Genomic DNA, 14,071 nt, shown 5'->3' with positions numbered 1-14,071 from the left:
CCGGCGGCGCGCTTGCCGCACCTAGCGCATTAAATAGTCCCCTCGCCCCCTCGGCCGCCCGATAGTGGCGGGAAACGACGGGAGGATGCGATGACGGCAGCAAGCGGACGGATCGCGGGCAAGACAGCTTTTGTGACCGGCGGGGCATCGGGGCTGGGCCTCGACATCGTGCGCCGTTTTGTCGCCGAGGGGGCGCGCGTCGTTATCGCCGACATCGACAGCGCGGCGGGGGAAGCGCTGGCCGCCGAGCTCGGACAGCGCTTCGTCAGGCTCGACGTATCGAAGGAGGCGGAGTGGCTTGCCGCGCTCGACACCTGTGACCGCATCGATATTCTCGTCAACAATGCCGGGATCACGACGCATGGTTCGATCGAGGATCTGACGCTGGAGGCCTTTCGCCACGAATTTTCCGTCGATGTCGACGGCGTCTTTCTGGGCTGCAAACATATCATCCCGAAGATGAAGGATGAGGGCGGTTCGGTGATCAACATGTCATCGATGTGCGGCGTGCGCGCGCAGGGCGACCTCGCCGCCTATAATGCCGCCAAGGCCGCGGTGACGCATCTGACCAAGTCGGTGGCGCTTCACTATGCGCGCGAAGGCTATGGCATCCGATGCAATTCGGTGCATCCGGGCGCGATCCATACGCCGATCCTCGACAAGGTGATGGCGCAGGTTCCCGATCCCCAAGCCCTTTACGACCGCTGGGTGGCGACGCACCCCATCGGGCGGCTCGGCAGGCCCGAAGAGATTTCGGCGATCGTCCTCTACCTCGCGTCCGACGAATCGGCCTTTGCCACCGGAGCCGAGTTTCGCGTCGATGGCGGCAGTTCGCTTTAGGCGGGGGATATGGTTTTCAACGGTTCCTGCGAAGACCGGCTGGCGCTCCGCGACCTGCTCGACAGCTATGCCGACGCAGTATGCCGGCATGACGCCGATGGCTGGGGCGCGACCTGGCATCCCGATGGCGAGTGGATATTGCCGGGCTTCGGCCATTTTGTCGGGCGCGACGCCATCGTCGCGACCTGGCGATCGGCGATGGCGAATTTCCCCGGCATCGTCTTTCAGGCATGGCCGGGATCGATAGAGATCGACGGCGATCACGCCACCATGCGCTCCTATACCGCCGAAAGCTATGACCGCGACGGCCGCGCGCATCGCGATCTCGGCACATATGACGACAGATGTATCCGGCACGAGGGGCGCTGGCTTTTTGTCCGTCGCGTCTTCACGCCCCTCCAGCGCTGGCAGGGGCCAGCATGAGCGGCCGCCTCTCCGGCCGGCGCGCGATCGTTACCGGCGCGGGGTCGGGCATCGGGCGCGCAGCTACGTCCAAGCTTCGCAGCGAAGGCGCGCACGTCCTGACCGCCGATCTGGCGGGCGACGTCGATCTGAAAATCGACGTGACGGCTTTGGGCGCCAATGCGGCGATCGTCGCCGAGGCCGCGCACCGTTTCGGCGGGATCGACATCGTCGTCGCCTGCGCCGGCATAACGGGCATGGAGCCGATCGAGGGCCATAGCGACGCGTTTTTCGAGCGCATGATGGCCGTCAACGTCACCGCGATCTTCCGCCTGATCCGCGACGCCTTTCCGCTGCTAAAAGCCTCACCCCATGGGCGGATCATCCTGATCGGGTCGGTGATGTCGAGTTTCGGCGAAGCCGGAATGACGGCCTATGGCGCATCCAAACATGCCGTGCTGGGCATGACCAAATCGGTCGCGGCCGAGGCAGGCGCCTTTGGTATCACGGTCAACTGCATCCAGCCCGGCGCGATCGACACGCCGATGACCGCGCCGGCCTTTGTCGCTCGCCCCGAGTTTCGGCAGCGCTGGATCGACAAGGCAGCGCTGGGCCGTCTCGGTACGCCCGACGACATAGCCGACGTGATTGCCTTTCTGGCATCGGACGACGCGCGTTTCATGTCCGGGCACGGGCTTTTCGTCGATGGCGCCGCGACCCAACATCAATAAATTCAATTAATTATCTGTCGCATCGACCCGCCTGATATTTTTGATGATTGTTCAAATCACCCATTCGGCGGACCTTCCTTTTCAACGTGACCCGCGAACTGATGCGCTGGCACGAGAGGGAGGATCGACGATGTTCACGCATGCCCGAATGCTGCCTGCCGTCCGCGCAACCGTATCGCTGGCCGCGCTGGCAATCGCCCAACCCGTAATCGCGCAGGTGGCGCCGGCCGACGACAATAGCGGCGGCGCGATCCGCGAAATCGTCGTCACCGCCCAAAAACGCGAAGAGAGCATCCAGTCGATCCCGATCGCCGTCACCGCGCTCGACGAAAAGGCGCTCGAGTCCGCGACGATCGACGATATTCGCGACATCGCCGGCCGCGTCCCCAGCCTGGTCGTCGACCAGGTCGGCGCCGGGCCGAGCGCGGCCGCGATTTCGATCCGCGGCATCAGCTTCGAAGACATTGAAAAAAGCTTTGACCCGGCGGTCGGCGTCGTTGTCGATGGCGTGTTTATCGGCACCAACACCGGCCAGCTGCTCGACAGCTTTGACCTTGAACGACTGGAAGTGCTGCGCGGCCCGCAAGGGACGCTGTTCGGCCGCAACACGATCGGCGGCGTCATCAACGTCATTCGCACGCGGCCGACCGAGGAGTTCGGGGTACGCGGTCAGTTCGCCTATAGCCGTTTCGACACGCGGCGCGCGCGGCTGGTGGTCAACACCGGCAAGCTTGGCGATTTCATCGCGATCAAGGCCTTTGGCTATTACGACGAAACCGACGGCTTTTACCACAATGTCACCAAGGATCGCCGCGAAGGCAAATATGAAACGCTGACCGGCGGCGTCACCGCGCTCATCACGCCGAGCGACGCGATCACCGCGCAAATCACCTATCAGCACACGCGCGAACGTGGCGAAACCGTGGCTTCGGCGCTGTCCGAAACCGGCCGCGATGTCATCTGCGCCGCGCCGGGCGCGCCGGGCTTTTCGCCGGCCGAGGAATGCAACCGTTCAGTGCTGCCCGCGCGCGGCCTTTATACGACCTATCAGAATATCGAGACTCCGGTTCGCAACAATGTCGACAGCGTGACGGGCAATATCGACATCGAACTCAGCGACCGTCTGACACTCTCGTCGGTCACCGGATATATCGCGAACAAGGAATCGGTAACGCAGGACTTCGACGGCAGTTCGGCCAACTTCTTCGACACCCGGCGCCAGCAGGAATATGACCAGTTCAGCCAGGAACTGCGCCTGCTTGCCGAGTTCGATTCGGTTAATCTGCTGATCGGCGGCTATTATTTCGACAGTTCGTACACGCTCGACCAGTCGACCAATTTCGGCGTGGTACTCGGTCAAGGTTCGACGGCGGTGCTGCGTCAATATGTCGACCACAATGCGAAATCCTATGCGGGGTTCGCCGACGCGCAGATCAGCCTGACCGATGCGTTCAAGATCGGGCTTGGCGCCCGCTACACCAAGGACAAAAAATCGATCTTCAACAATTATGGGCGCATCGGTGCGCTGGTCAGGATTACCCAGCCCAGTTTCGACGGCACATCGTGCGTCGCCGTTACCGGAACGACCAGCCCGGCGCCGGGCGTCGTCATTCCGGTCTACAGCCCGGCGAATAATTGTTCCGGCAGCGACAGCTTCGACAAATTCACCTGGCGCGCCAATGCCGAATATACGATCGAGCCGGGCAAGCTCGTATACGCGTCCTTCTCGCGCGGGTTCCGATCCGGCGGTTTCAACGGTCGCGCGGCGTCGCCGACCTCGCTCGGCCCCTATCAGCCCGAAACGGTCGATGCCTATGAAGTCGGGCTCAAGGCCGACTGGCTCGACCGCACACTGCGTACGAACCTCGCCTTCTATTACACCAAATATAACGACAAGCAGGAGGAGGTGGTGCAGCCTGCACCGCCGGGATCCTCTAACCCGCAGGAAACGGTCGTCCGCAACGCTTCGTCGGCCGACATCAAGGGCTTCGAGGCCGAAATCATCGCGCAATTGTCCGATGCGCTGAGCTTCAACGCCTCCTTCAGCTACACCGACGCGCAATATGACAGCTTTTTCAACGATGTGGTCGGCCTGACGCCGGGCAGCGCGCCCGACGGCGTGCCCGACGACGTTTCGACGCTGACGCTCCGCCGCGCGCCGAAATATCAATGGTCGGCCGGACTCAACTATTCGAAAGAGATGGGCTCAGGGCGGTTCGACGCCTCGACGCTGCTGCGCTATCAGAGCAAATATGTGACCTGTATCGCGCCGAACCGGCCGATCGTCCCCGGCAATGTCGTCAACGACAACCGCTGCTTTACCGAGGATCGCGAAAATCTGTCGGCGCAAATCGGCTACACCTTTCTGCTCGGAGACGACCGCGAAGTCAGCCTGGCGCTGTTCGGCCGCAACCTCACCAACCACAAGGGCCTGTCGTCGACGCTGCCGGTCGCCGGGCTGTTCACCTTCGGCGCGGCGCAGGCGCCGCGCACCTATGGTGTCGAGCTGGGCTTCCGTTTCTAAAGGAAGCAAGGCTTCGCGTCACGGGCACGACGCGAAGAAAAGGGGGGCTGGGGGCGGCGCACGGCACCGCCCCCTTCTTCGGCGGCCTACCATGGTTTCGGGAGCGATGACGCGATGACGCAGGCCTTTTTCGACCATCCCTTTCTGTCGGGCCATCACCAGCCGGTACGATTCGAAGCAACCGCGCCCGACCTGATCGTCGAGGGACAGATTCCGGACGATCTGGTCGGTGTTTTTTACCGCAACGGCCCCGAACCGCTCTATCCGACGCGCGAGGGCGAATATCACTGGTTCGACGGCGACGGCATGGTTTACGCCTTTCATATCGAGGGCGGCCGCGCATCGATGCTCAACCGCTGGGTGCGGACCGAAAAGTTCGAACTGGAAAAGGCGGCGGGCAAACGCCTCTTCGGCCTGTTCGGCAACCCGATAACCGCCGATCCGTCGGTGCAGGACAAGCGTTATAACACGGCCAACACCAACATTATCGTCCATGGTGGCAAGCTGCTCGCGCTGATGGAGGGGGCGCCCGCAGTCGCGCTCGACCCGCGCACGCTCGAAACACTGGGCGAGGAACATTATGGCGAGACGATCACCACGACCTTTTCCGCGCATCCCAAGATCGACCACCACACGGGCGAGTTGGTGAATATCGGCGCGATGATCAACGGCCCGATGGGCGCGGCGCAAATCCGCTACGACGTCATCGCCGCCGATGGCAGCGTGCGCAAGGCCGAGGTCATCGACATGCCGCACAATGCGCTGATGCACACCTTTTTCCTCACCGAGAATTGGGTCGTCTTTCCGGTGATCCCGATCGACGTCGATCTCGGCCGTTACATGAAGGGCGGGCCGATGACCGCGTGGGTCAACGACCGTCCGACGAAATTCGCGGTGATGCCGCGCGAAGGGTCGGCGGGCGATATACGCTGGTTCGACTATGAACCGCGGCACATGTTCCACGAACTCAACGTCTGGGAAGCGGACGGCAAGATCGTCGCCGACGTCGCCGCCGCCGACGGTACTGCGCTTTTCCCGGACGAAACGGGGATGAAGAAAACGCATGGCGACACCCAGCAGAGCCTCCGGCGCTGGACGATCGATCCCGGAACGAACGGCAACGGGACGTGGATCAAGGAAGAGGTGCTCAACGACCGTGACATTCAGTTTCCGCGCCCCGACGACCGCTTCATGACGCGCGCCTCGCGTCACAGCTTTGCGAACATCAACATCAATAGCCGCGACGGGCGCGCCGAGGGGATGGACGCGGTGCTGCGCTTCGACACCGTGAGCGGCAAAGAGGATTATTTCCACTTCGGCAACGGCGCGTCGTGCGGCGAACTGATTTTTGCACCAAGAATGGGCGCGGCGGGCGAAGGCGACGGCTATGCGATGACGCTGGTTCACCGCGCGGGCGCCGCGACCAGCGAGCTTGCGATCTTCGACGCGCTCGATATTGCCGCGGGGCCGGTCGCGACGGTGCAGGTGCCGTTCCGCGTGCCGTCGGGTTTTCACTGCAATTTCTACGCGGCGGATTCCATGCTCTATCGGCAGGCGCTGGGCGCGGCATAGGGGAGAAGCGGTCCGTGAAAGTCGCAGCTTTCCAGCGCGTCGCCGACGTAGCGCGGATCAACGCCCGCGAGCGGCCCGATCGCATCCTTTTTCATTTCGAGGGCCGCGCGACCAGCTATGCCGCCTTCGACACGAACAGCAACCGCGCCGCGAACGCGCTGATCGCGCTGGACCTGAAACCCGACGACCGCGTCGCCTATCTCGGCAAGAACAGCGATCTCTATTTCGAGCTGCTGATGGCCACCGCCAAGGCAGGCGGTGTGATGACGCCGATCAACTGGCGGCTGGCGGTTCCCGAAATCATGTGGATCATCGACGATTGCCGCGCGCGCATTCTGTTCGTCGGACCCGAATTTGCCGATCTTGTGGCGGCGAACCGCGATGCCTTTCGGGGGGTGGAGCATGTCCTGGCGACCGAAGGCGCCGCAAGCGGCTTTCCCGATTACCGAACTTGGCGCGACGGCTTCTCCGCCGCCGATCCTGATGTCCCGCGCGGCGAAGGCGATGCGGTCATCCAGATGTACACGTCGGGCACCACGGGCAAGCCCAAGGGCGCGGTGCTCACCAACGGGTCGGTGCTGCGGTCGAAGCTCGACCGCGACGCGGCGCTCCAGGCCGATTGGGAACGGTGGGACGAAGGCGACGTCGGGCTGGTCGCGATGCCGTGCTTTCACATCGGCGGCACCGGATATGGCATCACCGTGATGATCAACGGCGCAACTGGCGTCATCACCCGCGAGTTCGACCCCGGCGGCGTGCTCGATTTGATCGAGGCCTATGGCATCTCCAAAATCTTCCTGGTTCCCGCGGCGATGCAGATCATCGTGGGTCAGCCGCGTGCGCGCGAAGTCGATTTTTCGCGCCTGCGCCATATCGCCTATGGCGCTTCGCCGATCCCGCTCGACCTTCTGCGCCAGTGCATCGACGTCTTTCAGTGCGGCTTCGTTCAGATGTATGGGATGACCGAGACCTCGGGCACGATCGCCGCGCTCCCGCCCGAAGATCATGACCCCGCGGGCAACGAACGGATGCGGTCGGTCGGCAAGCCGCTGCGCGGGGTGGAGATGCGCGTGATCGATGGCGACGGCAATCCCCTGCCCCCGCGCGCGATCGGCGAGATCGCGATCCGCACCCAGGCCAATATGCGCGAATATTGGGGGCGTCCCGAAGCCACGGCGGAGACGATCGACGCCGACGGCTGGCTGCGCACCGGTGATGCGGGTTACACCGACGAGGACGGCTATTTCTACCTCCACGACCGGGTGAAGGACATGATCATCTCGGGCGGCGAGAATGTCTATCCGGCCGAGGTCGAGAATGCGATTTACGGCCACCCCGCGGTTGCCGACGTCGCCGTGGTCGGCGTCCCCGACGACAAATGGGGTGAGGCGGTGAAGGCCTGTGTCGTGCTGCACGAAGGCGCGAGCGCCGACGCCGCCGAAATTATCGGTTGGGCGCGGGCACGCATCGCGGGATATAAATGCCCCAAGTCGGTCGACTTCATCGCCGCATTGCCACGCAACCCTTCGGGCAAGATTTTGCGCCGCGACCTGCGCGCGCCCTATTGGGAAGGACGCGAGCGGGCAATCGGCTGAGGCTTGCTCCCAAAAGTTTCGTCATTGCGAGCGAAGCAATGACGATGGCGTTTATTGTGCCTGCAATTTCGCCATTGCCGCGCCCACGGCGGCGGCAATGTCCGCCTCCTGCGGGTTGCCGCGGAGCCTCAACCCCCCGTTCGGTTGCAGATTTTCGCCGGTGACGAAGGCCTCGTCGCTTGCAAGCCAGAGGCAGGCATTGGCGACGTCCTGGGCAGTGTTGAGCCGTCCCAGCGGATAGCGCGGCAAAAAGGCATCGACCAGACCGGGCGTCGCAAAGGCGTCCTTGGTCATCGGCGATTCGGTGAAGGCCGGCGAAACGATATTCGCGCGGATGCCGGCCGCGCCGAAATCATTGGCCACGCAGCGGATCAGCGCCTCGGACCCGGCCTTGGTCCCAATATAGGCGGCATGGTTGCTGATCACGGCCCGCGTCGTCGCCGACGAAAGCTGGATGATCGACCCTCCACTCGGATCGTTTTCCAGCATCGCGCCGACAAAGGCCTGCAGGAAATGATGCACGCCCGTGAACTGAAGCGCGACGATCGCATCGAGTTCGTCTTCGGTCACGTCGAGAAGCGGTTTGAGCAAGCCCCAGCCGCTCGCATTGATGGCGACATCGACGCCGCCCATCGCGTCGCGCGCGGCGTCGGCGAGCGCAAAGACCGACGACCGGGATGTGAGGTCGCACACCGCCGAATGTCCGCCGATCTCTTGCGCGAGCGCTTCGAGCGCGGCCTGCTTGCGCCCGGCCACCAGCACGCTGGCCCCTTCGCGCGCGAACAGGCGGGCCGTGACCTGCGCCATATTGTCCTTCGTTGCCGCGCCGATGATGACGGCGCGCTTGCCAGCCAGTCTGCCCATGGAACCTCTCCCTTCGTTTATCGCAGCATGGGGTGCCACAACGGCTAACGCAGCGCGCTTGGCAAAAATGTGCATGGCCGCGCACCTCAATCGGGGTCAGACAGGCCGCAAGCCAACAGGGAGCGGGACCATGAAGATAGTGATCGAAGCGAAAGTCGATATTGATCCGGAGCGCCGCGCCGAAGCGCTGGAAGGCGCGCGCCGGTGGATCGAGGGTGCGCAGGCGCAGCCGGGATGCCTCGGCTATTTCTGGACCGCCGACCCGCACCATCCCGCGCGCGTCCATGTCTTTGAAGAATGGGAAAGCGAAGCGGCGCTCGCCGCCCATCTGGCCGGCCCCCAATATCGCGGCATGTTAGCGCATGTTTCGGGTTTTGGTTTGACGAATGCCGTCAGCCGCAAATTTGCCGTCGCGCGCGAAGCGCCTGTCTATAACGCCGCGGGCGTCGCGACGGCCGCGTTCGACTGAAGCTCCCGTTTGCCTTAGAGCTTCAGCAGCTGCTTGCCGCGGTTCTGACCGCTGAACAGGCGCTTGAGCGTTGCGGGGGCGTTTTCGAAGCCGTGCTGCACATCCTCACGATAGTTGAGGCGGCCGTCGAGCACAAAACCCTCCAGCCTTTTGCGGATTTCGGGAAACTCGCTCGCCCAGTCGAGCACGATAAAACCCGCCATCGAACTGCGGCGAAAGATCAGGTTGAAATAATTCTGTGGCCCCGCCGGCAGCGTCCCCATCTCGTAGCGGCTGATCCCGCCGCACACGACGACGCGCGCGCCGGTCGCGATCTCGCCGAGCATGTCGTTGAGGATCGCGCCGCCCACATTGTCGAAGATGACGTTCACGCCGCCGGGGCAATGCTCCTTGATCTGCCCCCGGATATTGCCTGCCTTGTAGTCGATCGCCGCGTCGTAACCCGCTTCCTCGACAAGCCAGCGGCACTTGTCCGCGCCGCCCGCGATGCCGACCGCGCGGCACCCGGCGATCTTGGCAAGCTGCCCGACGACCGATCCCGTCGCCCCCGCCGCGCCGGACACCAGCACCGTGTCGCCCGCGACCGGGCGCCCGACCTTGAACAGCCCGCAATAGGCGGTCACACCCGTGGTCCCGAGCACCGAGAGCATCGCCGTGGGCGGCAGCCCGGTCTCGATCCTCACCAATCCCTCGCCGTTCGACACATGCCATTCGGTCCAGCCGGTCGACCCCATGACGAGGTCGCCGACCGCAAAGCCTGGATGATTGCTCTCCACCACCTCGCTGATCGCGCTGCCGCGCATCACGTCGCCGATCGCCATCGGCGCGACATAGTCGGCGATATTTTCCATCCAGCCTTTCTGCGCCGGATCGAAGCCCAGATAGAGCGTCTTCAGGAGCACTTCGCCCGCGCCGGGGGCGGCGACGTCGGTTTCGGCCAGCTTGAAATCGCCATCCTTGATCCCTCGCCCGCGCGGATGTCCGTTGAGCAGCCACTGGCGCGATGTCGGCATCGATGTTCTCCCCTGTTTCTGCCCCGAAACTGCTCCCGCCTGGCGCCGCCAGCCACCGCCAAAAGTGCCAGTCGCGCGAAATGCGCCGAGGCGTAGGGTGCGATCAGGGAGAGAAAGAATGGCCGAGGTCCGCCGCAGTTTCTGCCGCTTTTGTCATGCCAATTGCGCGATGCTGGTCACGATCGACGACGGCCGCGTCCTCAAGGTTCAGGGCGATCCCGACGACCCGGTATTCGGCGGCTATACCTGTATCAAGGGCCGCCAGCTTGCCGAAGCGCATCACGGACCGCAGCGGCTGACCGTGTCACAAAAGCGCACCGAGAACGGGTTCGAGGACATTGCGATGGACGCGGCGCTCGACGAGATCGGCGCGAAACTGTCGGCTCTCATCGCCGAACACGGCCCGCACGCGGTCGCCGTCTATGCCGGCACCTACGCCTTTCAGAACAGCGCCGGCGTCGGCAGCGCGATGGCTTTCGCGCAAGGGCTCGGCACGCGCAACATCTATACGTCGGTGACGCTCGACCAGCCCGCGAAAGTCTATACGACGATGCGCTACGGCAGCTGGATGGGCGGGATGCACACGTTCAGCGAGGCCGATGTCGCCTTCTTCATCGGCAATAACCCGATCGTTTCGCACTACGGACCGCCGGGCGGCCTGCCGCCCTTCTCGCCCTCGCGGCGCCTGCGCGACGCGCTCGATGGCGGATTGAAGCTGATCGTCGCCGACCCGCGGCAGAGCGACGTCGCAGCGCTCGCGCATATCCATCTGCCCGTGCGGCCGGGCGAAGACCCCGCATTGCTCGCCGGGATAATCCACGTCATCCTCGCCGAAGGCCTCTACGACAAGCCGTTCGTCCAGCGCTACGTCGACGGTCTCGACGAGCTGCAGCGCGCAGTCGCGCCCTTCACGCCCGACGTCGCGGCGACACGCGCGGGTGTCGAGGAAAGCCAGCTCGTCGCCGCCGCGCGCATGTTCGCGAACGGCACCAAGGGCGTCGTTTCGACCGGCACGGGACCCGAAATGGCGGGCAACGGCACGCTCACCCAATATCTGGTCTCGTCGCTCAACATCATCTGCGGGCGCTTTTGCCGCGAGGGTGACAAAAGCTCGACCCCGCGCGTCTTCACCCCCGTCACCCCACGCCGCGCGCAGGTTGCGCCGCCAATGGCGCTCTTTGGCGAGGGTTTCCCCGCCTCGCGCATCCGCGGACTCACCCATCTCGGCACGGAAATGCCGTGCAACGTGCTTGCCGACGAAATGCTGACCCCGGGTGAAGGCCAGGTTCGCGCGCTGATCGTGATCGGCGGCAATCCGCTGGTCGCCTTCCCCGACCAGGACAAGATGGTGCGGGCGCTGAACGGGCTCGACCTGCTCGTCTCGATCGACGTCAACGCCGAATCCGCGACCGCCAGGCGTGCCGAATATATCCTCGCGCCCAAAATGTGCCTCGAACGCGAAGACATCAGCAACCTTTCCGAATGGTGGTACGAAATCCCCTACGCCCGCTATACCGAGGCGATGATCGAGGCGCCCGAAGGGCTGCTCGAGGAATGGGAGATGCTCTGGGAACTCGCGCGCCGTATGGGCACCGGCCTGCCGCTCGCGGGCGGGGCCTGCCCGATGGACGAGAGGCCGACGAAGGAAGCCTTCCTTGACCTGATGGTCGCGGGCTGTGCCGTCGCGCCCAGCCAGGTCCGCCGCGATAGCGAGGATGGCCGGGCGGTGATCTATGCCGATCTTCATCCCGTCGTCGAGGCAGGCGACCCCGATGCGCCGGGCCGGTTCGACCTGACCGCGGGCGCGATGCCCGATCAGCTGATCGCCTATGCCGCCGCCGATCGGCCGACACCCGGCTTTCCTTGGCGCCTGGTGTCGCGCCGCAGCCGCCACCGCTTCAACTCGACGGGGCAGAACCTGCCTGCGCTGCGTGCCAAGCGCACGACCAACCCCGCTTTCCTGCATCCCGATGATCTGGCGCTCATCCCCTGCGCCGACGGCGACACGGTGCGCATCCGCTCGGCCGCGGGCGAGGTCGTCGCGGTCGCGCGCGCCGCCGAAAATATGCGCCCCGGCGTCGTGTCGATGGCGCATGCCTTCGGCGGCCCCGACATCGGCGCGGAGGGCGTCCACGAACATGGCGCCTCGACCAACCGCCTCGTCAGCGAGAGCGCCCTCTTTGACCCCATCACCGGCCAGTCGCTGCAAAGCGCGATCCCGGTTTCCATCGTTCCCGCCTGAGGAGTTTTCATGCCTGACAATCGCCGCTTCCTGCTCGTCCGACGCCCCAATGGCGAACCCGTGCAGGCGGACTTCTCACTCGTCACCGAACCCGCGCCGGAGCTTGCCGACGGCCAGTTCCTGATCCGCAACCATTACGCCTCGCTCGACCCGGCGATCCGCGGCTGGATGGACGATGCGCCAAGCTATATGCCGCCGATCCCGCTCGGCACCCCGGTGCGCGCCACCACGGTCGGGATCGTCGAAGCGAGCAAGGCCGATGGCTTCGAGCCCGGCCAGTGGGTACTGGGCCTCAACGGGATCGAGGATTATTCGGTCGGAACCGTCGGTGGTTTCACCCAGCCGATCGACACCGCGCTCGTCCCGTCGGTCACCAACTATCTATCGATACTCGGCGCGGTCGGGATGACCGCCTATTTCGGCTATATCGATGTGTGCGAGCCCAAGGGTGGCGACGTCGTGCTGGTGACGGGCGCCGCGGGCGCGGTCGGCTCGCTCGTCGGGCAGATCGCGAAGATCAAGGGCGCGAGCAAGGTGATCGGCATCGCGGGTGGGCCGGAGAAATGCGCCAAGCTGATGGGCCGCTATGGCTTCGACGCTGCCATCGACTATCGCGGCAAGGATCTTGCGGCGCTGACCGCCGCAATCGCAGCCGAGGCGCCCGACGGCGTCGACGTCATCTTTGAAAATGTCGGCGGCGACATTCTCGACGCAGGGCTGATGAATTTGCGCCACGGTGCACGCATCGGACTTTGCGGGCTGATCAGCGAGTATAATTCGGTCGAAAAGGTCGGCGCGCGCAATATCTGGCAGCTGATCGTCCACCGCGCCTCGATCCGCGGGCTGCTCGTCGCCGACTATATCGACCGTTTTGCCGAAGGCGGCGCCGAAATGGCGGGCTGGCTGCAACAGGGCAGGCTCGTCGCCGACGAGCATGTCGACGAAGGCATCGAAAACAGCTTCGACGCCTTCATGCGTCTGTTTGCCGGTAGCAACCAGGGCAAGATGATCCTCAAAATCGCATGACCGGACCTTCCAAACTTCTCGTCCTGTCGGGCGGTCATCCCTATGAAGCCGAACCCTTCGCCGAACTGCTCGCAAGCCTCGACGGCTGGACGGTCACGCACCTGATCCACCCCGAAGCCGAGGCCGCCGTCGCGGAAGGGGCGGCGAACGACGCCGACGCGATCCTCTTTTACGATATGCCCGGCTACAGCTTCGAAGGCGGAGCGGCATCAACGCGGCCGCCCTCCTTCCCCTACCGCCGCGCGATTACCGGCTTTTTCGCTCGCGGCGGCGGGGCGGTGGCGATGCACCATGCGATCGCCGGCTGGGCCGAATGGCCCGAATGGGCGGCCATGATCGGCGGGCGCTTCCTCTATGCGCCGGGCGAAGCCAATGGCGAGTTCCACCTCGATTCGGGCTATCGTCACGCCGTTCGCTACGACGCGGTGGTGCTCGATCCCCACCATCCGGTCACCATGGGCCTCCCCGCGCGTTTCCCGCTCTGCGACGAGCTGTATCTGGCGCCGGTGTGGGGCGCGACCCAACCCCTGCTGCGCGCCGACCATGGCTTTGTCCGCGAGAATTTCTATTCGGCGGCGCAGGCCGTGGACGGGCGGATGTTCAGCAACGTCGGTTGGGATCATCGCCCCGAAAGCGATGTGATCGCGTGGGAAAAGCCGATTGGTGCAGGGAAACTCGTCTACCTGCAACCCGGCGACGGGCCGGCAGCCTATGCAGATGCGAACTTCCGCCGATTGCTCGCCAATGCGCTTGCGCATGTCGCTGCTGCCTAACGAAAATGTGCATCGCCCCG

General features: G+C 64.4%; 12 protein-coding genes. 10 read left to right on the top strand and 2 right to left on the bottom strand.

Features of this window, described 5'->3' with window-relative positions:
• Positions 1-90 precede the first annotated feature (90 nt).
• The 6 genes from RIA72_RS04815 (at position 91) to RIA72_RS04790 (ending at position 7,664) form a co-directional block, all read left to right on the top strand.
• Entirely contained in the window at positions 91-840 is a 750-nt protein-coding gene (locus RIA72_RS04815) for a glucose 1-dehydrogenase (protein ID WP_350031189.1), read from the top strand.
• Between the two features lie 9 nt (positions 841-849).
• On the top strand, positions 850-1,263 hold the full coding sequence (locus tag RIA72_RS04810; RefSeq protein ID WP_350031188.1) for a nuclear transport factor 2 family protein: 414 nt from the start codon (positions 850-852) through the stop codon (positions 1,261-1,263).
• Positions 1,260-1,973, top strand: coding sequence for an SDR family NAD(P)-dependent oxidoreductase (locus tag RIA72_RS04805; protein WP_350031187.1), 714 nt, complete (start codon positions 1,260-1,262; stop codon positions 1,971-1,973). Before RIA72_RS04810 ends, RIA72_RS04805 begins: the two co-directional genes overlap by 4 nt.
• 130 nt (positions 1,974-2,103) lie before the next feature.
• On the top strand, positions 2,104-4,497 hold the full coding sequence (locus tag RIA72_RS04800; protein WP_350031186.1) for a TonB-dependent receptor: 2,394 nt from the start codon (positions 2,104-2,106) through the stop codon (positions 4,495-4,497).
• Positions 4,498-4,611: 114 nt separating this feature from the next.
• Positions 4,612-6,069 carry a carotenoid oxygenase family protein gene (locus RIA72_RS04795; RefSeq protein WP_350031185.1) on the top strand — a complete coding sequence of 486 codons (1,458 nt, stop codon included), beginning with the start codon at positions 4,612-4,614 and terminating at the stop codon, positions 6,067-6,069.
• Between the two features lie 14 nt (positions 6,070-6,083).
• Positions 6,084-7,664 (top strand): fatty acid--CoA ligase, encoded by a 1,581-nt coding sequence (locus tag RIA72_RS04790; protein ID WP_350031184.1) that lies wholly within the window; start codon positions 6,084-6,086, stop codon positions 7,662-7,664.
• Between the two features lie 51 nt (positions 7,665-7,715).
• Here RIA72_RS04790 and RIA72_RS04785 read toward each other — a convergent pair whose 3' ends face one another.
• The gene (locus RIA72_RS04785; RefSeq protein ID WP_350031183.1) at positions 7,716-8,528 is read right to left on the bottom strand and encodes an SDR family NAD(P)-dependent oxidoreductase; all 813 of its coding nucleotides are present in this window, start codon (positions 8,526-8,528) and stop codon (positions 7,716-7,718) included.
• Between the two features lie 130 nt (positions 8,529-8,658).
• Between RIA72_RS04785 and RIA72_RS04780 the strand changes: the two genes are divergently transcribed.
• A complete protein-coding gene (locus RIA72_RS04780; protein WP_350031182.1) occupies positions 8,659-8,997 on the top strand; it encodes a putative quinol monooxygenase in 339 nt (112 codons plus the stop codon).
• Positions 8,998-9,011: 14 nt separating this feature from the next.
• Here the strand turns inward: RIA72_RS04780 and RIA72_RS04775 are convergent, their stop codons facing one another.
• On the bottom strand, positions 9,012-10,010 hold the full coding sequence (locus RIA72_RS04775; protein ID WP_350031181.1) for an NADP-dependent oxidoreductase: 999 nt from the start codon (positions 10,008-10,010) through the stop codon (positions 9,012-9,014).
• 118 nt (positions 10,011-10,128) lie between these two features.
• Between RIA72_RS04775 and RIA72_RS04770 the strand changes: the two genes are divergently transcribed.
• The 3 genes from RIA72_RS04770 to RIA72_RS04760 are packed head-to-tail and all read left to right on the top strand — an operon-like array spanning position 10,129 to position 14,051.
• Positions 10,129-12,252 (top strand): molybdopterin-containing oxidoreductase family protein, encoded by a 2,124-nt coding sequence (locus RIA72_RS04770; protein ID WP_350031180.1) that lies wholly within the window; start codon positions 10,129-10,131, stop codon positions 12,250-12,252.
• Positions 12,253-12,261: 9 nt separating this feature from the next.
• Positions 12,262-13,278 carry an NADP-dependent oxidoreductase gene (locus RIA72_RS04765; RefSeq protein WP_350031179.1) on the top strand — a complete coding sequence of 339 codons (1,017 nt, stop codon included), beginning with the start codon at positions 12,262-12,264 and terminating at the stop codon, positions 13,276-13,278.
• A complete protein-coding gene (locus RIA72_RS04760; protein ID WP_350031178.1) occupies positions 13,275-14,051 on the top strand; it encodes a ThuA domain-containing protein in 777 nt (258 codons plus the stop codon). Before RIA72_RS04765 ends, RIA72_RS04760 begins: the two co-directional genes overlap by 4 nt.
• Positions 14,052-14,071 lie beyond the last annotated feature (20 nt).

This window comes from Sphingopyxis sp. (assembly GCF_040216815.1).
In the GTDB taxonomy this organism is placed as follows: domain Bacteria; phylum Pseudomonadota; class Alphaproteobacteria; order Sphingomonadales; family Sphingomonadaceae; genus Sphingopyxis.
The sequence above is the reverse complement of the archived record's forward strand: the minus strand, read 5'-3'. Positions and strand labels throughout refer to the sequence as shown.

Bases quoted from the DNA above. Each gene is read 5' to 3' on its own strand.
- RIA72_RS04815 (WP_350031189.1), top strand. From the start codon at position 91: ATGACGGCAGCAAGCGGACGGATCGCGGGCAAGACAGCTTTTGTGACC.
- RIA72_RS04810 (WP_350031188.1), top strand. From the start codon at position 850: ATGGTTTTCAACGGTTCCTGCGAAGACCGGCTGGCGCTCCGCGACCTG.
- RIA72_RS04805 (WP_350031187.1), top strand. From the start codon at position 1,260: ATGAGCGGCCGCCTCTCCGGCCGGCGCGCGATCGTTACCGGCGCGGGG.
- RIA72_RS04800 (WP_350031186.1), top strand. From the start codon at position 2,104: ATGTTCACGCATGCCCGAATGCTGCCTGCCGTCCGCGCAACCGTATCG.
- RIA72_RS04795 (WP_350031185.1), top strand. From the start codon at position 4,612: ATGACGCAGGCCTTTTTCGACCATCCCTTTCTGTCGGGCCATCACCAG.
- RIA72_RS04785 (WP_350031183.1), bottom strand. From the start codon at position 8,528: ATGGGCAGACTGGCTGGCAAGCGCGCCGTCATCATCGGCGCGGCAACG.
- RIA72_RS04780 (WP_350031182.1), top strand. From the start codon at position 8,659: ATGAAGATAGTGATCGAAGCGAAAGTCGATATTGATCCGGAGCGCCGC.
- RIA72_RS04775 (WP_350031181.1), bottom strand. From the start codon at position 10,010: ATGCCGACATCGCGCCAGTGGCTGCTCAACGGACATCCGCGCGGGCGA.
- RIA72_RS04770 (WP_350031180.1), top strand. From the start codon at position 10,129: ATGGCCGAGGTCCGCCGCAGTTTCTGCCGCTTTTGTCATGCCAATTGC.
- RIA72_RS04765 (WP_350031179.1), top strand. From the start codon at position 12,262: ATGCCTGACAATCGCCGCTTCCTGCTCGTCCGACGCCCCAATGGCGAA.
- RIA72_RS04760 (WP_350031178.1), top strand. From the start codon at position 13,275: ATGACCGGACCTTCCAAACTTCTCGTCCTGTCGGGCGGTCATCCCTAT.